Annotated in this window: 11 protein-coding genes; 7 read left to right on the top strand and 4 right to left on the bottom strand. The window is 57.6% G+C overall.

Going from position 1 to position 20,208, the window contains the following annotated elements; all coding sequences use genetic code 11:
• Window positions 1-15: 15 nt before the first annotated feature.
• From ACB028_RS00055 to gltB, 4 genes are all read right to left on the bottom strand, one after another.
• Complete coding sequence (locus ACB028_RS00055) at window positions 16-684, bottom strand: DUF2913 family protein (RefSeq protein ID WP_223380378.1); 669 nt, start codon at window positions 682-684, stop codon at window positions 16-18.
• A gap of 126 nt (window positions 685-810) precedes the next feature.
• Window positions 811-2,106, bottom strand: a complete 1,296-nt coding sequence (locus ACB028_RS00050; protein WP_268854744.1) for a DEAD/DEAH box helicase — start codon at window positions 2,104-2,106, stop codon at window positions 811-813.
• Window positions 2,107-2,378: 272 nt separating this feature from the next.
• The gene (locus ACB028_RS00045; protein WP_371143168.1) at window positions 2,379-3,794 is read right to left on the bottom strand and encodes an FAD-dependent oxidoreductase; all 1,416 of its coding nucleotides are present in this window, start codon (window positions 3,792-3,794) and stop codon (window positions 2,379-2,381) included.
• 12 nt (window positions 3,795-3,806) lie between these two features.
• Window positions 3,807-8,264, bottom strand: coding sequence for a glutamate synthase large subunit (gene gltB / locus ACB028_RS00040; protein ID WP_223380381.1), 4,458 nt, complete (start codon window positions 8,262-8,264; stop codon window positions 3,807-3,809).
• Window positions 8,265-8,877: 613 nt separating this feature from the next.
• Here gltB and ACB028_RS00035 point away from each other — a divergent pair.
• The 7 genes from ACB028_RS00035 to ACB028_RS00005 all read left to right on the top strand — a co-directional run.
• The gene (locus ACB028_RS00035) at window positions 8,878-9,807 is read left to right on the top strand and encodes a TIGR01212 family radical SAM protein (protein WP_268854741.1); all 930 of its coding nucleotides are present in this window, start codon (window positions 8,878-8,880) and stop codon (window positions 9,805-9,807) included.
• A 385-nt stretch (window positions 9,808-10,192) separates the two neighbouring features.
• Complete coding sequence (locus tag ACB028_RS00030) at window positions 10,193-12,337, top strand: type I secretion system permease/ATPase (RefSeq protein ID WP_216992104.1); 2,145 nt, start codon at window positions 10,193-10,195, stop codon at window positions 12,335-12,337.
• On the top strand, window positions 12,330-13,763 hold the full coding sequence (locus ACB028_RS00025) for an HlyD family type I secretion periplasmic adaptor subunit (RefSeq protein WP_197064494.1): 1,434 nt from the start codon (window positions 12,330-12,332) through the stop codon (window positions 13,761-13,763). Before ACB028_RS00030 ends, ACB028_RS00025 begins: the two co-directional genes overlap by 8 nt.
• A gap of 37 nt (window positions 13,764-13,800) precedes the next feature.
• Window positions 13,801-15,120, top strand: a complete 1,320-nt coding sequence (locus ACB028_RS00020; protein WP_042026553.1) for a TolC family outer membrane protein — start codon at window positions 13,801-13,803, stop codon at window positions 15,118-15,120.
• 113 nt (window positions 15,121-15,233) lie between these two features.
• Complete coding sequence (locus ACB028_RS00015) at window positions 15,234-16,001, top strand: transglutaminase-like cysteine peptidase (protein WP_371143167.1); 768 nt, start codon at window positions 15,234-15,236, stop codon at window positions 15,999-16,001.
• Between the two features lie 3 nt (window positions 16,002-16,004).
• Entirely contained in the window at window positions 16,005-17,930 is a 1,926-nt protein-coding gene (locus ACB028_RS00010; protein WP_371143166.1) for an EAL domain-containing protein, read from the top strand.
• A 272-nt stretch (window positions 17,931-18,202) separates the two neighbouring features.
• Window positions 18,203-20,208 (top strand): retention module-containing protein (locus tag ACB028_RS00005; RefSeq protein WP_371143165.1); only part of this gene is annotated, 2,006 nt, incomplete at its 3' end.

Here is a 20,208-nt window from a genome sequence, read left to right as displayed (position 1 = left end):
GGCGTGATGCAGCGCTTAAGCGGGCTGACGAGCCTCATCTGGCAGGTGTGTCTCGGCCAGCAGGGCCCGTGCCGGTTGCGCGTTGCCCGGCATCACCCGGTAGGCCTTGTGGTGCTTGACCAGAGAGCCCTTCTTGTTGCCCTGGCTCAGCAAGAGCGCGTGGGTAAAGGCGGCTTGGGCCAGCAGTTGCTCGTCGCCGCGCACATAGAGGGTGAGGGGGCGGGTCAGCTCGCCGTCCTCGATATGCTCGCCATATTCGCTGGCACTGATGATGAGGCTGGGCTGACCGCCCGATTGCAGGCGCAGCTTGGCGTTGATCTCGCTCTCCGTGATGACGAGCCAGCCAGCGGCGGCGAGCTCGGCCAGCAATGCGTTGAGTCTGGTTCCGAGCTGGGTCGGAGCGGCCATGGCGCGTTCATACTGGCTGACGATGCGCTCGAGCAGCCCCTTGAGATCGGCGCCAGCCCCCAGGGTTCGGCCCAGCTGAACCCACTCTTTGAGATCCTCCATCACCAGCCGGGAGAAGCGCTTCTCCTTGAGAGATTCCGCCATCCAGCTGCACAGAAAATGGCTCTCCTGGGCGGGCGTGCGCTTGCCCGCCTTCTGGGCGGCGGTGCGCGCCAGCTCGGCCAGGCTCTGGCTGGCCATCTCGAGCAGGGCCTGGTTGTAGGTGGGAAGGGTCATCACGGTTCCTCACAAAGGGAGCCGGACGCAAGGCCGGCTAATCAACAACATAAAGGCGCCAGTGGCGCCTTTGGTATATGAGATGTTTGCCTCTCTCCTCTCACTGGAGAGGAAAAGGGTTGGTCCTTACTTCGGCTGGCGGGGCTTCTTGGCGGCCGCAAGACGCTTGAGGCGCTGGCCCTGCAGCTTGGCTTCGGCCATGGCCTGGGCGGCGGCGTTGTCTTCGCGCTGCGGGCGCTTGCCGAAACGACGGCGCTCCTGCAGCTGCTTGATCAGCTCGTCGCGGCTGCTTACCTCGTAGCCCGGCACCATGATGCGGCGGATCTTCTGACCGATCACCGCTTCTATCTCCAGCAGGGTGCGCTCTTCTTCGCGGCTGACGAAGGAGATGGCCATGCCGCTCTTGCCGGCGCGGCCGGTGCGGCCGATGCGGTGCACGTAGTCTTCGGCGAGGAACGGCAGATCATAGTTGACCACGTAGGCAAGATCCGGAATATCCAGGCCACGGGCGGCCACTTCGGTGGCCACCAGCACCCGCAGCTTGCCCTCGCTGAATTCGCGCAGGGCGCGGCGACGGCTGCCCTGAGCCTTGTCGCCGTGCACCACGGCGGACTTGATGCCATCGAGGTTCAGCTCTTCCACCAGCTCGTCGCAGCTCTCACGGGTGCTGGCGAACACCAGTACCTGTTGCCAGTTCTGCTTGCCGATGAGCTCGGAGAGCAGCTCGCGCTTGCGCTTCTGCTCCACCGGGTAGACGGTGTGGCTGACGGTGTCGGCAGTGGAGTTCTGCTTGTTGACGCTGACGATCTGCGGCTTGTCCAGCATCAGGTTGGCGAGCTTCTTCACTGCCTCGGAGAAGGTGGCGGAGAACAGCAGGTTCTGGCGGGTCTTGTTGACCGCCTGCAGGATCTTCTGCACATCGGCACTGAAGCCCATGTCGAGGATGCGGTCTGCCTCGTCCAGCACCAGGGTCTCGACCCCGGAGAGGCTCAGGTTGCAGGCGGTGAGGTGTTCGAGCAGACGACCCGGGGTCGCCACGATAATGTGAGCGCCCGCTTTCAACCGCTTGGCCTGCACGTCCTGCTTGCCGCCACCAACGATGGTGAGGGTGGTGATCGCCAGATACTTGGCGAAGTCATTGATGTTGCTCGCCACCTGGGCCGCCAGCTCGCGGGTCGGGGTCAGGATCAGTACCCGGGCGTTGGAGGGCTGCACCGGCGCCGGATTGTCCACCAGACGCTGCAGGATGGGCAGGGCGAAGGCGGCGGTCTTGCCGGTGCCGGTTTGGGCGCTGGCCAGCAGGTCGCGGCCACGGCGCACGGCCGGGATGGCTTGGCTCTGCACAGGGGTCATCTCCTGATAACCGCACTCTGAAATGGCGCGCAAAATCTCGGGGGCAAAATCGAACGATTCAAATCTCATAAGGGGTTCCTGTGTTCCAGCGGGACTATGGCTGGCCTGGTTGGCTCGGTATGAGCGAAAAGTCGGTTATGACCACCGACGGCTGTGTCTGACATCACGTCAGAGAGTGGCCGGAAAATGGCGGGCGCGAAGTGTATCAGATAGATGCTACAAATTCTGCCTCAAATAGTTTGAGTTTTTACGGGAAAGGGGCCAATCAGGAGGGCTCATAAAAAGAGAGCCCCGCATCGGTGGGGCTCTCTATTGGTTGACGCAGGAGCTGCGATGGCGGATCAGACAGCCAGATAGTCCATGATCCCTTCGGCCGCCTTGCGCCCTTCGTAGATGGCGGTCACCACCAGGTCGGAACCGCGCACCGCGTCGCCACCGGCGAACACCTTGGGGTTGCTGGTCTGGAAGGGGTATTCGGCCTGCTCGCGCGCCTTGATGCGATCCCGGCTGTCGAGCTCGATGCCGTATTCCGCCATCCAGGGCTGGGGATTGGGTTGGAAGCCAAAGGCCATCACCACCACATCAGCAGGCAGCACCTGCTCGGACCCTTCGATCACCACCGGATTGCGGCGACCATTGGCATCGGGGGCGCCAAGCTCGGTGCTCACCACCTTGATGCCGACGGCGCGGCCGTTGGCATCCAGTTCGACGCCGATAGGTTGGAGGTTGAACATAAACTCGACCCCTTCCTCGCGGGCATTTTTCACCTCCCGCTTGGAGCCCGGCATGTTCTCTTCATCGCGACGGTAGGCGCAGATCACCTTGGCGGCCCCCTGGCGGATGGCGGTACGCACACAGTCCATCGCGGTATCGCCGCCGCCCAGCACCACCACCTGTTTGCCGGCAAAGTCGATGTAGTCGCTCTGCGCCTTCTCAAAGCCGAGCAAGCGGTTCGCGTTGGAGATGAGGTAGGGCAGGGCGTCGTAGACACCGGGCGCCTCCTCGTTGGCAAAGCTACCCTTCATGTACTTGTAGGTACCAACCCCGAGGAAGATGGCGTCGAATTCACCCAAAAGGTCTGCAAACGTGACGTCACGGCCCACCTCGGTCTCGAGGCGAAATTCTACGCCCATCCCCTGGAAGATCTCGCGGCGGCGTTGCATCACCTCTTTTTCCAGCTTGAAGGAGGGGATGCCGAAGGTGAGCAGGCCGCCTATCTCCGGATACTTGTCAAACACCACAGGGGTGACGCCACCCCGCGCCAGCACATCGGCGCAGGCGAGGCCGGCAGGGCCGGCTCCGATGACAGCGACCCGCTTGCCGGTCTTGACCACGTTCGAGAGATCGGGCTTCCAGCCCATCTCGAACGCCTTGTCGGTGATGTATTTTTCGATGTTGCCTATGGTGACGGCGCCGAAGCGATCGTTGAGGGTGCAGGCACCCTCGCACAATCTGTCTTGCGGGCAGACCCGGCCGCACACCTCCGGCAGGCTGTTGGTCTGGTGAGAGAGCTCCACCGCCTCCAGGATGCGCCCCTCCTTGGCCAGTTTCAGCCAGTTGGGGATGTAGTTGTGCACCGGGCACTTCCATTCGCAATAGGGGTTGCCGCACTCGAGGCAGCGATCCGCCTGCATCTCGACCTGAGGCTTGTTGAAAGACTCGTAGATCTCCACAAACTGGATCTTGCGGATCTTGAGCGGCTTCTTCGGTGGGTCGACCCGCTGGACATCGATAAACTGAAATACGTTCTGGCTCATAGGGTTCCCTCCTTATTGCGCCTGGATTCTGAGTTCTGCACTGGAACGGCTGGTGTGACCCAACAGAGACTTGACGTCGCTGGACTTGGGTTTGATCAGCCTGAACTTGGGCACATAGGAGTCGAAGTTGGCCAGGATCTCCTCGGCACGGTGGCTGCCGGTTTCATTGAGGTGAGCGGTGATGATGCCGCGCAGGTGCTCCTGATGGATGGGCAGATCCGCCACCTCCAGCAGCTCCACCAGCTCGGGGTTGGTGCGCTTGGCAAAGTTGCCGCACTCGTCGAGCACGTAGGCAAAACCGCCGGTCATGCCCGCCGCGAAGTTGACGCCGGTCTGGCCGAGCACGGTGACGATGCCGCCTGTCATATATTCACAACCGTTGTCGCCGATCCCTTCTACTACCGCGAGGGCCCCGGAGTTGCGCACCGCGAAGCGCTCGCCAGCGGTGCCGGCAGCATAGAGTTTGCCGCCGGTGGCGCCGTAGAGGCAGGTGTTGCCGATGATGGCCGCCTCGTGGGACTTGAACGCCACGCCGACGTGGGGTTTGATCACCAGCTTGCCGCCGGTCATCCCCTTGCCCACGTAGTCGTTGGCATCCCCGGTGAGGATCATCTCAAGGCCCCCCGCGTTCCAGACGCCGAAGCTCTGGCCGGCGGTGCCGTTGAAGTGCACCCTGACCGGATCGGCCGCCATCCCCTGATTGCCGTGACGCTTGACGATCTCGCCAGACAAACGGGCTCCCACCGAGCGGTCGGTGTTGCGGATGTCGTAGCGGAACTCGCCGCCGGATTTGGTCTCTACCGCACCCAGCAGATCGTCCACCATGTTGAGGTTGAGCGGCCCCTTGTCGAAGGTGGGGTTGTGCTGTTGGCTGAACAGGCTGGAGCCTGCCGGCGCCACCGGACGGGCCAGGATGCCGGAAAGATCCAGTTTGGCCTGGCGGGCGGTGAGGCCGGGCAGAGCCTCCAGCAGATCGGTACGGCCAATCAGATCAGTCAGTTGGGTGACACCCAGCTGGGCCATCAGCTCGCGGGTCTCCTCGGCGATGAACTTGAAGTAGTTCATCACCATCTCCGGCAGGCCGGTGAAGTGCTCGCGGCGAAGCTTCTCATCCTGAGTGGCGACGCCGGTGGCGCAGTTGTTGAGGTGACAGATCCGCAGATATTTGCAGCCGAGTGCCACCATGGGGCCGGTACCGAAGCCAAAGCTCTCGGCGCCGAGGATGGCCGCCTTGATGATGTCGAGGCCCGTCTTGAGACCGCCATCCACCTGGAGGCGCACCTTGTGACGCAGTCCGTTGGCCACCAGCGCCTGCTGGGTTTCGGCCAGCCCCAGCTCCCAGGGGGAGCCGGCGTATTTCACCGAGGTGAGGGGGCTTGCGCCTGTGCCGCCGTCATAACCTGAGACGGTGATGAAGTCCGCATAGGCCTTGGCCACGCCGCAGGCGATGGTGCCAACGCCCGGCTCGGAGACCAGCTTGACCGACACCAGGCAGCTCGGATTGATCTGCTTGATGTCGAAGATGAGCTGGGCCAGATCCTCGATGGAGTAGATGTCGTGGTGTGGCGGCGGGGAGATCAGGGTCACGCCGGGCACGGAATAGCGCAGCTGGGCAATCTGGGCGGTGACTTTGTCACCGGGCAGCTGGCCGCCCTCGCCGGGCTTGGCGCCCTGGGCGACTTTTATCTGCACCACGTCGGCGTTCATCAGGTAGTGGGGGGTCACGCCAAAGCGCCCCGAGGCCACCTGCTTGATGCGGGAGTTTTTCTCGGTGCCAAAGCGCTTGGGATCCTCACCGCCTTCGCCGGAGTTACTCTGGCCGCCGAGGCGGTTCATGGCGATGGCCAACGCCTCGTGGGCCTCCGGCCCCAGGGCGCCGATGGACATGGCGGCAGAGTCGAAGCGAGGGAACAGCTTGGCAGCCGGCTCCACCTGCTCCAGCGCCACCGGATTGTCAACCTTCTTCAAGGTGAGCAGGTCGCGCAGGGTCGCGACCGGGCGCTCGTTCACGAGACGGGCGTACTCCTTGTAATCGGCGTAGTTGCCGGAGCGCACCGCCGTTTGCAGAGTCTGCACCACGTCCGGGTTGTAGGTGTGGTATTCGCCGCCATGGACGAATTTCAAGAGGCCGCCGTGACCGAGCGGCTTGCGCGCCAGCCAAGCCTGACGAGCCAGCTTGAGCTGATCTTCCTGAATATCGGTAAAATCGGCCCCCTGGATGCGACTGGAGACGCCACGGAAGCAGGTATCCACCACGGATTTGGCCAGGCCCACCGCCTCGAACAGCTGGGAGCAGCGGTAGCTCGCCACCGTGCTTATCCCCATCTTGGACATCACCTTGTAGAGGCCCTTGTTGATGCCGTTGCGGTAGTTGAGCATGGCCTGGCGCAGAGGCATGGTGAGCACTCCTTCCTCGACCTGCTTGGCCAGGGTCTCGTAGGCAAGATAGGGGTAGATGGCGGTGGCGCCAAAGCCCAGCAGCACGGCGAAGTGGTGCGGGTCGCGCACGCTCGCGGTCTCCACCAGGATGTTGGCGTCACAGCGCAGGTTGTTGTCGACCAGGGTGCGCTGCACTGCCCCCACCGCCATGGCGGCCGGGATGGGCAGGGTATCGACGCTGATGGCGCGATCCGAGAGCACCAGCAGCACTGTGCCCGCTTCGGCGGCGGCCTTGGCCTCTTCGCAGATGCGCAGGATGGCCGCCTCCAGCCCCTCTTCGGGCTTGAAGTTGAGGCTGATCACCTGATGGCGATAGTACTCCCCTTCCAGCGCCAGCAACTGGTGGAAGTCGGAGTAGAGCAGGATGGGCGACTGGAACAGCACCCGGTGGGCGTGGCCAAAGGTCTCGTTGAAGACGTTCTGCTCGCGCCCGATACAGGTGGCCAGCGACATGACGTGGTTTTCCCGCAGCGGATCGATGGGCGGGTTGGTCACCTGGGCGAACATCTGGCGGAAGTAGTCGTACAGGGTGCGCTGGGTGCCGGAGAGCACCGCCATGGGGGTGTCGTCCCCCATGGAACCCACCGCTTCCTGGCCGTTTTCGCCGAGCACGCGGATGATCTGGTCGAGCTCCTCGAAGGAGTAACCGAACAGCTTTTGATAGGTCTTGAGCTGATCGTCGGAGAATTCGCGGCTGCCGGTCTGGCTGTCATCCATCTGTTCGAACGGCACCAGGCGGCGGCAGTGCTTGTCCATCCACTGCTTGTAGGTGTGGCGGCTCTTGAGATCGTCGTCGATCTCGAAGCTGGTCCACACCTTGCCGTTGCTGGTGTCCACCACGAACAGCTCGCCCGGGCCGACGCGGCCCTTCTCCAGCACTTCGTCCGGGGTGTAGTCCCAGGTGCCGACCTCAGACGCGAGCGTGATGAACTTGTCCTTGGTGATGACGTAGCGGGCCGGGCGCAGGCCGTTGCGATCGAGCGCACAGGTGGCGTAGCGGCCGTCGGTCATGACGATGCCGGCCGGGCCATCCCAGGGCTCCATGTGCATGGAGTTGAAGTCGTAGAAGGCGCGCAGATCGTCATCCATGTTGGGGTGCTTTTGCCACGCAGGCGGGATCAGCAGGCGCATGGCACGGAACAGATCCATGCCGCCGGCGAGGAAGAGATCCAGCATGTTGTCGAGGCTGGAGGAATCCGATCCCGTAGTGTTGACGAAGGGGGCGGCCTCCTGCAGATCCGGAATGAGCGGGGTGGCGAACTTGTAGCTACGCGCCTTGGCCCACTGACGGTTGCCGGCGATGGTGTTGATTTCGCCGTTGTGGGCGAGATAACGGAATGGCTGGGCCAGCGGCCAGCGCGGGCTGGTGTTGGTGGAGAAGCGCTGGTGGAAGACGCAGATGGCCGCCTGCATGCGGATGTCGGCGAGATCCAGATAGAAGCGCGGCAAGTCCACCGGCATGCACAGCCCTTTGTAGACGGTGACCAGGTTGGAGAGGCTGACCACGTAGAAGTAGTCGTCGTTGATGCGCTTCTCGATGCGGCGGCGCACGATATAGAGGCGGCGCTCAAGATCCTTGTCGACCCAGCCGGGCGGGGCGTTGACAAAGACCTGTTCAATACTGGGCAGGGAAGCCTTGGCGATGGTGCCGAGCACATTGGTATCGACGGGCACCTTGCGCCAGCCGACCAGGCTCAGGGTCTCTTTTTCCAGCTCTTCGTCGATGATATCGCGCGTCTGCTGGGCCAATACGGGGTCCGGGTTGAGAAACAGCATGCCGACCGCATAATTGCGGCCCAGGTGCCATCCCTTCTCTTCGGCGACAGCTCTAAAGAAGCTGTCCGGTTTTTGAAGCAACAGACCGCAGCCATCGCCGGTCTTACCGTCGGCGGAGATACCGCCGCGGTGCTGCATGCGAGCCAATGCTGACATCGCGAGACGGACAAGCTTGTGGCTGGCTTCACCTTCCATGTGGGCCAACAGGCCGAAGCCACAGTTATCCCTCTCCAGCTTTGGATCATATAGTGACATTGCATTTCTCCCTTGCTCGGCCTTGCATCGCACTGTCATCAACAGACTGCATAAATTGCGATTGGCTCTTGTGGTTCCGTCCGCCTGAGGTGGCGAATCTCCAAACTAATGGGATTTTTCGGCAAGGTCAATTGGACAACCGGGCTGTTTGCAATGTTACATACGCATAACAAAATATGGGTTTGCAGAGTGATATCGTGACTTTCTATTGGTTTATTTTGTTATTTTTCGGTTTTGCAGATGGATAGTCCAGATTGTCAGGCTTTGATGGTGGACTCCCTCTGTGACGCAAGGTGTAGTAATTTTACCAATCTCGGGCCGGGAGAGGTGCAGACGATCACATTTCGCGCACCTCTCCCTTGCATTTATGAACTATTGCTACTCTTAAAAATTTTTATTGTTCAACAATAGTTTATCGCTGGTTTTGTTGGCCGGATAAAAGCGTCACCGCAGGTCACAGAGGTTTCAAAAGCGTCGGTAAGCGGGTTGTTTCATATATTTATCCGACAAAGAGTGAATATTTATATGTTTTCTTGCTCTCGCCTTCCCTTGATCCAGCGCAGCGCCGGTTTTGCGCAAACTCGTACAATGGCGCTCCTTTAGTGGAGGAGCCATGCAGTTACACGAACTCGTCAATACATTCGGTCAGGATCTCAAACAGCGCCACGGCCAGAAGATCCACAAGCTCTCCATCCACGGTGCTTTTACCTGTCCCAACCGGGACGGCACTCTGGGGCGTGGCGGTTGCACATTTTGCAATGTCTCCTCGTTTGCCGACGAGTCGGCTCAGCAGCTCTCCGTCGTGCAGCAGCTGCTGGCTCGCCGGGATGAAGTGACCCGCGCCAAGCGCTATCTCGCTTATTTTCAGGCTTATACCAGCACCTATGCGGAGGTGGAGTACCTGCAGCGGATGTATGAAGAGGCCTTGTCGGTCAGCGACATGGTCGGATTGTGCGTCGGTACCCGGCCCGACTGCGTGCCGGATGCAGTGCTGGATCTGCTGGCAGGCTATCAGGCCCGTGGTTACGAGGTGTGGCTGGAGTTGGGACTGCAGAGCGCCAACGACAAGACCTTGCAGCGCATCAATCGGGGGCACGGCTATGCTGCCTATGTCGATGCGGTTACACGGGCCCATCAGCGGGGGATCAAGGTGTGTGCCCACCTTATCGTCGGATTGCCCGGCGAGGTGCCGATGGACAGCCTGGATACCCTGCATCGCATCGTGGAGACGGGGGTGGAGGGGATCAAGCTGCATCCGCTCCACGTGGTGCAGGGCAGTATCCTTGGCAAGGCGTGGCAGGCAGGCAGGCTGGAGGTGCTGACTCTGGAGCAATATGTGGAGGCGGCGGTCGCCATGATCCAGCACACGCCCCCCGAGGTGGTTTATCACCGCATCTCGGCTTCGGCCCGCCGGCCGACCCTGCTGGCACCGGCCTGGTGCGAGAATCGCTGGACGGCCATGGCGGACATCGCCAAGGCATTGGAGAAGAGTGGCCCGCAAGGGCAGGCGCTGGGACGTCCCTTTACACTTTGCGTCCCATAATTGAGTTCGAAATTAATATTTCTTAGTAAAACAGACGGTTATATAAAAAAGTTTGTATTTTTTAACTATAGTTTTGTCATCGTCAGGCTATTATAGTGATGCGCCGTGAGAACAAACGCTATCAAACAAGTCCGGTTTCATCCCTCTGATGTGTAGCCAGTCATAGATATCCATCTCCTCTCTCTGCTGTGATGCACCATGAAGGGGGGAGGGCGGAGCCGCACCTTTTGGAGGATGCGGTCATCGGAGGAGGGCCATTGATGTCAGCCTTGGTCTGCTGAGTCGACATCCTGATGGTATCGTGGTGTTCTCTTTGAGTCGCTATGCCGGGGAATACGAACAGATGCGTTTCGTACCGACCTCATTTATGCCGTGACAGGATGCTATGCAAGCAGAAACTAGTCGTATCGATGAACTGTTGGAGTGTCTGGTCTTTCTGACCCGCTTCTATGGTGTGCCCAATAGTCAGGATGCCCTGACGAACGGACTTCCACTGGTATCCGGTCGTCTGACCACCGCCCTGTTTAGCCGTGCGGCCGAACGGGGTGGCCTCTCTGCTCGCGAGGTCATCCAACCCCTCGAAGAGATCCCCCCTCTGCTGTTGCCCTGCGTGTTGCAGATGCAAAATGGCAGTGCCTGTATCTTGCTGGAGTGGAATGACGACAGAAGCCAGGGGCGCGTCATCTTCCCGCAGGCTGGGGATGCGGCGCAGTGGGTATCGACGCCCCAGCTGGGGGATGAATATCTTGGCCGCCTTTTCTATGTGAAAAAGCAGTTCAAGTTTGATGACCGCTCCCCCAAGGTGCTGGAAACCCGCAATGGGCACTGGTTCTGGAGTACCTTGTTCGAATCGCGCGGCATCTATCGCGATGTGCTGGTCGCTTCCATCCTCATCAACCTGTTTGCGGTGGCCAGTCCGCTGTTCACCATGAATGTCTATGACAAGATAGTGCCCAACCTGGCGTTTGATTCGCTCTGGGTGCTGGCTGTCGGGGCCATGGTGGTCTTTACTTTTGACTTTGTGATGCGCCAGCTGCGCAGCTACTTCATCGATATTGCGGGCAAAAAATCAGATGTGCTGCTGTCGGCAAAGATTTTCGCCAAGGTGATGGGGATGCGGATGGAGTCCCGCCCAGCCTCTACCGGGGCATTTGCCAAACATCTGCAGGAGTTCGAGTCGGTGCGGGATTTCTTTACCTCCGCCACGGTATCGACCCTTATCGATCTCCCCTTTGCGATATTCTTCCTCTTCATTATCTGGGTGTTTGCCGGCGTCATGGTGGTGGTCCCCATCGTCGCCATCCTGATCCTGATCGCATACAGCTTCTATATCCAGGGGCCCCTGAAGCAATCCATTGAAGAGGGATCGCGCCTCGCTTCCCAGAAAAACGCCAATCTGATCGAGAGCATCTCCGGGCTGGAAACCGTCAAGATCTTCGGCGCCGAGAGCATGTTCCAGCATCGTTGGGAGCAGGCAGTGTCCCACATCTCGACCTGGGGCGTGCAGACCCGGCGCATCACCAACGCCATGTCGTCCCTTGCCAGCTATATCCAGCAGATGGTGACCGTGGGGCTGGTGATCGTTGGCGTATATCAAATTTCCGAGGGGTTGGTCACCATGGGGGGCATGATTGCCGCCGTGATGCTCTCCAGTCGCGCCATCGCCCCCATGGTGCAGCTTTCCGTACTCTCTACCCGCTATAACCAGGCAAAATCTGCGCTGGAGATACTCGAAAAGATCATGCAAACCCCCGGCGAGCAGGATGAGGGCAAACAGTATATTCACCATCCTGTGATCTCGGGGCGGATCGAGTTTGACAATGTTTCCTTCAAATATCCCGGGATGGAAACCAGCACCCTGCACAATATCAATTTGCGCATTCAGCCTGGTGAGAAGGTCGCCATTATCGGCCGGATCGGGGCAGGCAAGACCACGCTGGAGAAGCTGTTGATGGGGCTCTATCGGCCCACTGATGGCTCGGTGCGTCTCGACGGATTCGAGCTGGATCAACTGCCTCCTTCGGTTATTCGCCGCAATATCGGTTGCGTGCCCCAGGACGTGGTTCTCTTTTTTGGCTCGGTACGGGACAACATCATGCTGGGCAACCCGCTGGTGGACGACGTGCGGGTATTGCGAGCCGCCAAGCGGGCAGGGGTGACCAACTTCACCAATCGGGATCCCAACGGGCTGGATCGCCAGATTGGGGAAGGGGGGCGCCAGTTGTCAGGGGGGCAGCGCCAGGCGATCTTGCTGGCTCGTGCGCTGCTCAATGATCCTCCCATTCTGGTGATGGATGAACCTACTTCCAACATGGACAACCAGTCCGAGATGCAGGTCAAACAGGAACTGGCCAGACTGGGGCCGGAAACGACCCTCATCCTGATCACCCACAAGACATCCATGCTGGATGTGGCCAGTCGGGTGATTGTGATCGAACAGGGGCAGATTGTTGCCGATGGTCCCAAGGAGGTCATCTTGCAGCGGCTTAAAGAAGGCAAGGTCCGTGTGCAGGAGGTCTCCCATGGTTAAGGGATTGATGGACAGGGTGAAAGGCACCAGAAAATCCCCTTCTGGCGAGGTGTTGCCATCCCCCGAACATCTGGAGTTTGTTGACGACGGCGCTGCGGCGGTACTGCTTACAACCCCCACCCGGGCGAGGATCTTGCTGTGGTGTTGTTTCCTGTTCTTCATGAGCGCTATCGTCTGGGCGTCGTGGGCTGAACTGGATGAAGTGACGGTAGGGCAGGGCAAGGTCATCCCTTCCCGTCAATTGCAGGTGATCCAGAACCTGGAAGGGGGGATCGTCAAGGAGATCTTCGTCAAGGAAGGGGACATCGTTGAGAAGGGGCAGCCTCTGCTGCGTATCGACGACACCCGTTTTCGTTCCGATTTTCGGGAGCGGGAAAAAGAGCTGGTGACTCTGAAAGGGGATGTGGCGAGACTGCGTGCAGAGATGGCCAGCGTCGAGGTGAAAAACGATCCCGCACTGGGGTGGCGTGATCAGGTGACGGTGACAGAGGTGCCGATCCAGTTTCCCGAGGGTTATGAGAAGGTCTTCGTCGAATATGCGAACCGAGAGCGATCCGTGCAAAAGGCGCGTCTCAACAACCTGAAAAATCAGCTCTACATTCTTGGTCAACAAATCGAGCAGAAAGAGCAGGAGCTGATCGAGCTCAATGCCAAGATCCGAACCGTGAATCGTAGTGTGGATCTGGCCAGGCAGGAGCTGAACATCAGTCGCCCTCTGGCAAAAGAGGGGATAGTACCGCAGGTGGAGCTCATCAAATTGGAGCGGCAAGTGAATGATATGCAAGGGGAGCTGGAGAGTAACCGACTGCTGATCCCCAAGCTTAATTCGGTGCTGCGTGAGACCATTTTCAAACGCAATGATATCGCGCTCAAATTCAGGGCCGACTCGCAAACCGAGCTTAACGAGAAACAAGGCCAGTTGGGTCAGTTGTCAGAGGGGCAGGTCGGCCTGCGCGACAGGGTGGACAGAACCAGCGTGATTGCCCCTCTTAAAGGCACCATTAAAAAGCTCAAGATCAATACATTGGGTGGTGTGGTCCAGCCAGGGATGGATCTGATGGAAATCGTCCCCTTGGAAGATACCCTGCTGGTCGAGGCCAAGATTTCCCCGAAAGACATCGCATTTCTACGTCCGGGGCTGGATGCTGTGGTCAAGATCACCGCGTATGATTTCACCATTTACGGGGGATTGCATGGTAAGGTTGAACAAATAAGTGCGGACTCAATCCAGGATGAGGAGGGGAATTCCTTCTACCTTGTTCGCGTACGAACTGAAAAAAGTTACTTGGGCGATGAGCTAAACGCACTTCCCATCATCCCCGGTATGTTAGCCAGTGCGGATATCATTACTGGCAAGAAAAGTGTTCTAGACTATCTACTTAAGCCTATATTGCGGGCCAAACAGTCTGCACTTCGAGAACGATAAGCCAACAATCAGAAAACAATACATGACTGGAGATAACATGAAAAAAACGATTGTTGCCATGCTGGTTAGTGGCGCCACTCTGCTGCCTGCGTTGGGACAAGCCCAAACGCTGGAGGAGTCGGTAGGGCTGGCACTTTCCACTCACCCCAAGATTAAAGAAGCGTTTGATCTTTATCAGGCGCGTCTCTATCAACACGATGGTGCCAAGGGAGGCTATTATCCGACAATCGATTTGCGTGGTGGCGTAGGCTATGAAAAAACGGATAGCCCCTCGACCAGGCTCAATCCGAATAGCGATGACTCCATGACGCGTAAAGAAGCAGGGATCAGCTTGCGTCAGATGCTGTTTGACGGGTTCGATGTCAGCAACAACGTCTCCAGAACCGAGGCAGAAGCCAATGCCCAACGTCTGGCAATGATCTCCGAAGCCGAGAATACCGCCCTGCGGGTAGCCGAGGTATACCTCAACATGCTGCGCCAGCAGGAGATCCTGGAGCTCTCCAGACAAAACCTCGAGACTCATGAACAGATCCGCAGCGATATCCAGAAACGGACGGACTCGGGCTTGGGCTCAACCGCTGACCAGACCCAGATCGATGGCCGTGTTGCTCGTGCATACGCCAATCAGGCCGCTGCCGAGAACAACTACCGTGATGCGGAAAGTGAATTCATCCGCGTCGTCAACGAGGTGCCAAAAGATTTGGTACAGCCAGTGCCCAATGCCGAATTGCTACCAGCCAGTCTGGACAATGCCCTCAAGGTCGCGACCGAAGTGCATCCAACCCTGCTCTCTTCCCTGCAGGATATCGAAGCGGCCAAATACCAGCATGAAGGTGCCAAATCCGGCTTCTATCCCAATGTCACCTTTGAGGTTGATCAAAACTGGAACGAAGACATCGACGGGGTAAAAGGTCGCAACGATGATCTTACTGCCATGGTTCGGATGCGTTACAACCTGTTCCGTGGTGGCTCTGATGTCGCTGAAAGCAATGCGACCTCGGCACTCTATTCCCAGGCGAAAGACATTCACCTGAATGCTTTTCGCCAGGTAGAAGAGGGCACCCGTCTGGCATGGAACGCCAAGGATTCATTGACCAAGCAGAAGACCTTTTTGAAAGAGCATGTGGACGCGAGCTATGACACCGTTCAGGCATACAAAAAGCAATTTGGTTTGGGTCAACGTACCTTGCTGGATGTGCTGAACACCGAGAACGAACTGTTTGAAGCTCGCCGCAGCTATATCACGGCAGAATATGATGCATTGCTGGCAGATTATCGCATCCTGAATGCGACGGGCAGCCTGCTTAATGCATTCAATTTCAAACAGCCGGCTGAATGGCAAGCCAAGCAACAATAAGCTAGCGCTCTTTTCTCAGCGCAGAAAAATAGCGTAGGCGGGGTGGTTGTATTTATGCGGCTACCCTGCCCAAACCTAAACTGGCCGTGTTGTTCAGGAGTTCTCCACCCACGATGCAGCAGACGAACGATGAGACCTTCAGGTGTCTATCTGGCGATCACTCTGGTGTCCTGCCCCTTGTCAGCCGAAATGTGAGTCGTGCTCTGCGCTATATCTTGTGGCTATGGCTTCTTCCCATCTCCCTTCTGTTATCTGCCAGCCAACCGTTGAGCCAGGAAGACATCCAACTGGTCAAACGTGCTGAGCAAACCTATGGGGGACGAGCCGGCAAGAGGGTGACGACCTGGCGTACTCTGGTTGAGCAGAACCGCACTGCCGGCTTATCCGATCGGCAGAAGCTGGAAAAGGTGAATCAGTTTTTTAACCAGATGCGTTTTATCGACGATAGCAAGTTGTGGCGCAAAAAGGATTATTGGGCAACACCGCTGGAGTTTCTGGGGGCATCCGGAGGCGACTGCGAAGATTTCAGCATCGCAAAATATTCGACCTTGCTTGAATTGGGTATTCCAGATGAGAAAATGCGGATGGTGTATGTCAAGGCACTCGATTATAACCAGTTCCACATGGTCGTTGCTTATTATGAAAACCCTGCATCAGTACCGGTCATATTGGACAACCTGATTGGCTCCATTCGTCCGGCAACGCAACGACGGGATCTGGTCCCTATTTACAGTTTTAACGGTAGTCACTTGTGGTTGATGAAAGCGCGTGGTCAGGGTGAATTGGCCGGGCAATCATCTCGCTTGGGATTATGGAATGATCTACGCAATCGCATGACATCGGGGCGATTGGCTCGGCCTGTGATGAATTTGGATGACTAACCTATGACGCTCTATCGACAGTTATTGGCAACCATGCTGCTGCTGTTTGGATTGCTATTCGCGGCTACCTACTGGGTGCAGTTCAATTCAACGCGTTCATATCTTGCACAGCAGCAGGAAACTACGGTGATCAACACCGCGACCTCATTGGGACTGGCATTGACACCTTATCTGGAAAACGGGGACAAGGTGGGTGCTGAGTCAGTGATCCGGGCCATTTTTGATGGTGGTTATTATCGCCTGGTTCGCCTGGATCTGCTTGCGTCCAAAGATGTGATTGAAGAGGAGAACACCAGTCGGATCCAGGGGGTTCCTGACTGGTTTATCGAATTGGGGCTGTTTCCGGAAGTATCCAATGAGTCAATTCTGACGTCTGGCTGGTTGCAACTGGGCAAACTCAAGGTGGTTGGCCATCCAGGACAGGCTTATCACGAGCTTTGGGTCGGGATGAGCGAGCTGGCGACCTGGTTTGTGGTTGGCTTCTTGATCACGACCATCCTGCTGATGCGAGCCCTCAATTTCCTGCTGAAACCGCTTAAGCAGATTTGTGAGCAGGCAGTTGAAATTGAGCTGCACCATTTTGGTCATGCCATCCCCGAGCCAAAAACCTATGAATTGAAACAGGTGGTGCAAGCGATCAACATTTTGTCCGGCAAGCTGGCTGTGCAATTTAAAGAGCAAGCCGATGAAGCTGAGAAATTGCGTGAGCGTGTTTATGTCGATGCCGTTTCGGGTCTGGGTAATCGGGCCTATTTTGTCGGGCAGGTAAATGCCTGGATTGCCGAAGCGGGGCAGGGTGGTGTGATGCTGGTTGCAGTCGACATTCTTGAAGATATTTATCGGGAAGAGGGTTTTGCCGCCCGAGACAATATGGTCAAGTCGATTGCCCAAGTGCTGCAGGAGCAACTGCAAGGGTGGAGTGGGGCTGCAGTGGCCCGCATTTCTGCGACAGAATACGCCTTGCTTTGTCCAACCAATGATCTTGCTCAACTTAAAGAGCTGGCCCAGCTGATTAATACCCGTATTGCGGATCTGGTCGTCAATCCCATGGATGAAGGCAAGCCTCTTTCTGTGATTGGTATTGCTGGCCGGGATGGTAATGATGATCTCTCCGCCTTGCTGACCAAAGCTGACAATGCCTTGGGTAAGGCACGCAATGAGCGGCGCGGAGCAGTCGTGATGGAAGGAGGAAACAGTCAGGGTATGATGGGTCGCTTGGCATGGCGAGATCTGGTGCAAGATGCCATTGCCAATCACCTTTGGCGTTTCAAGGCACAACCCGCTTGTCGTTTTGATGATGGTGCTCGTTTGCATGCCGAGTTGTTTGCTTCCATTTCCCGCGATGGAAATGACTATTTCGCCGGACAGTTCATGCCGGCCATTGAACAGTTTCAGATGGGGAGTGAGTTTGACAAGGCCATTCTTGATGCCAGCACGGCATTGTTGCAGCGTGAACCCGAGCTGACGTTGGCCATCAATATCACCGCAGGCGCTCTGTGTTCAGAGGTATTTTTAGGGTGGTTGCCTACCTTCCTGGCCAGCCATGATGATTTTCAGGAGCGTCTGCTATTTGAAATTCCGGAAGCGGCGATCGTGAAACACAAAGAACAAGTCACCGCTTTTGTGAATGTCTTGCGTGAACATAGCTTCGGGTGGGGGGTGGATCACTATGGTCGCCACTTCCAGTCTCTGGGCTATCTTGAAGAGCTGGCACCAGCTTATGTCAAGGTGGATCACGGTTATACCAGTCAAGTGATGGAGCCCGGGGCGGATACATCCTTCCTGGCGGCTGTATGCCGTGCCGCTCATAACGCCGGGGTGCTCACCATTGCGACCCGGGTCGAAGATCAGGAGCAGGTTGAGGTGTTGTCCCAATTGCATATCGATGGATATCAGGGATTCGTCCACCCAGCCTTTCCCTTGTCCTGAAAAATGACAAATGAGTCAATTGAAAGGCCCCATTGGGGCCTTTTTTATTGAAATGAATGAAGGAACAAGCCTGTTTATAGCAGCATTCGGAAGTCTGTGTCTCGTATGGGTATCGGTCAACCATTTGAAATATATAGAGAAAAACAATCCGTTCGATTTAATGCAATCGCCTTCAGTTTGACATGCTGTCCATATAAATTTTTGCAACGGTAAGGGTCACAGATAGCTTCTATGTTGTATGCATCAGGATCTGTCACCTTGGAGCAATGGATATGCGTACCCAAATCATCGACAAGACCGTTGTGGTCTCGGCCATTGAAGGCAAAGTGGAAATTGTATTGGCGGATGGCACTAGTCGGCCGCTACAAAAAGGTGAAATTCTGCAACCTGGGGCCAAGCTTAACATGGCTGACGACGCCAAATTGGTTTTGATGCCCTACGATGATACCCCCTCTCCAGCATCGCCTGATGCAACAGCTCCCGATGTTCCAGCATCAGGGCCGCAACAAACAGCTGAAGCTGGCACGGGATTACCTTCAGATATCGCGGCCTTGCAACAATCAATCTTGCAAGGGGTAGACCCGACGCAAAACTTTGAGGCGTCAGCTGCCGGTGGAGCTCCTGCTGCGGGTGGTGGCGGGATCGGTGGTGTTGCGGGAACTAGTGGTAATGGTGGTTTTGTCACTATCGATCGGATTGGAGATGCCACGATTGCTGCAGCCGGCTTTGACACAACCTATCAGGCTGAACCCGTTGTCGACACCCAACAATTCGTAGAACCATTGCTGGTCAATGAACTGGCCGACGAGGGTGAGCAACTGACCGTTCCCGAAGATGGCGTATTGAATGGAAATTTACTGACTAATACTACAAATCCAGATGGTCCGAATGCAGCAACAGTGGTCAGCTTCAGCTGGGGGGACAACCTCAGTGTCACGGCAGGTACCAGCATTACAATTGATGGTATCGGCACCCTGATCGTCAATGCGGACGGTAGTTTCACCTTCACCCCCGCGCCCAATTATGACGGTGCGGTTCCTCCAGTGATTTACAGCGTGACTGATGGTACAGATACGGTTCAGTCAACCCTCGTCATTTCAATTACACCTGTTGATGAACCCGTTGAACTGGGTGGTTTGGCGCTGGCAGGAGGAGAACTCACTCTTAATGAGGCCGCGTTGGCTGACGGGAGTGCGCCTAACCCCTCAGTGCTGGCACAAAGTAATGTCTTTACCTTCAATGCCCCAGACGGGGTGCAAAGCTTGACATTGAGTGGGGTCACGCTGATTGCAAATGGACAGCCGGCCACAACCTTCCCTCTGACGATTGTTAGTCCGCTAGGCAATCAACTGGTCGTGACGGGAATTAATTTCAACTCGGTCACAGGGGCTGGCAGCGTGAGCTACAGCTACACCCTGCTCGACAATGAAAATCATGCCCAGCCAGCCAATGACACCTCGCTTGCCGAGAGTTTTAACGTTGTACTGACCGATACCGATGGTGATACCACCAATGGCTCCCTTGATGTCACGATCTTGGATGATGTTCCGAGTGCAGCAGTTGTTTCTGATTCTGATGGGTTAGGCGCTGTTTCAGTAGATGAAAGTCTGCCCGGCCTGGGTGGCGCCGGTAATGACGGGGTAGCCAGTGCCAGCTTGAGTGCGGCCGACGTGCAGGCCCAGTTCAACCCGGCCTTTGGTGCCGACGGGGCGGGCAGCATCGGCTACAGCCTGGCGCTTACCGGCAGCAACGTGGCGAGCGGCCTCTATGCGGTGGATCCGCTGGCCGCCAACGGCCAGGGGGCGGCCATCCTGCTCAATCAGGTGGGCAACGTCATCACCGGCAGCGCCGGCGGGGTGGATTACTTCACCCTGACCATCAACCCGACCAGCGGGGAAGTGACCCTGGCCCTGCTGGACAACGTCTGGCATGGCGACACCAGCAATGCAGATGACAGCGTGGCGCTGACGGTGGGGCAGAGCGTGCTGACCCTGGTGCAGACCGTGACCGACGCCGATGGCGACCGTGCCAGTGCGGCGGTGGATCTGGGTGCCAACAGCGTGTTCCGCTTCGAGGATGACGGTCCGAGCGTGAGCGCCATGACGCTGACGGGCAGCGTGACTACCGATGAAACGACCCAGCTGGGCATCACGGTGACCAGCGCGGTGGCCCTGTTCAGCGGCGGGGTGGGGGCGGCCGGGGCCGACGATGGCAGCACCGATGTGTCGCTGCGTATCGACGTGGCCGACAGCGGGTTGATGACCACGCAGGGCAGCCA

Origin of the sequence: Aeromonas sp. S9(2024) (genome assembly GCF_041403185.1) — a bacterium.
GTDB lineage: Bacteria > Pseudomonadota > Gammaproteobacteria > Enterobacterales > Aeromonadaceae > Aeromonas > Aeromonas enteropelogenes.
This window is presented reverse-complemented; position numbering and strand designations above follow the sequence as displayed.

What these genes read in the sequence shown, in the direction of transcription:
- ACB028_RS00055 (WP_223380378.1), bottom strand. Translation starts at nt 684, where the DNA reads ATGACCCTTCCCACCTACAACCAGGCCCTGCTCGAGATGGCCAGCCAG.
- ACB028_RS00050 (WP_268854744.1), bottom strand. Translation starts at nt 2,106, where the DNA reads ATGAGATTTGAATCGTTCGATTTTGCCCCCGAGATTTTGCGCGCCATT.
- ACB028_RS00045 (WP_371143168.1), bottom strand. Translation starts at nt 3,794, where the DNA reads ATGAGCCAGAACGTATTTCAGTTTATCGATGTCCAGCGGGTCGACCCA.
- gltB (WP_223380381.1), bottom strand. Translation starts at nt 8,264, where the DNA reads ATGTCACTATATGATCCAAAGCTGGAGAGGGATAACTGTGGCTTCGGC.
- ACB028_RS00035 (WP_268854741.1), top strand. Translation starts at nt 8,878, where the DNA reads ATGCAGTTACACGAACTCGTCAATACATTCGGTCAGGATCTCAAACAG.
- ACB028_RS00030 (WP_216992104.1), top strand. Translation starts at nt 10,193, where the DNA reads ATGCAAGCAGAAACTAGTCGTATCGATGAACTGTTGGAGTGTCTGGTC.
- ACB028_RS00025 (WP_197064494.1), top strand. Translation starts at nt 12,330, where the DNA reads ATGGTTAAGGGATTGATGGACAGGGTGAAAGGCACCAGAAAATCCCCT.
- ACB028_RS00020 (WP_042026553.1), top strand. Translation starts at nt 13,801, where the DNA reads ATGAAAAAAACGATTGTTGCCATGCTGGTTAGTGGCGCCACTCTGCTG.
- ACB028_RS00015 (WP_371143167.1), top strand. Translation starts at nt 15,234, where the DNA reads ATGCAGCAGACGAACGATGAGACCTTCAGGTGTCTATCTGGCGATCAC.
- ACB028_RS00010 (WP_371143166.1), top strand. Translation starts at nt 16,005, where the DNA reads ATGACGCTCTATCGACAGTTATTGGCAACCATGCTGCTGCTGTTTGGA.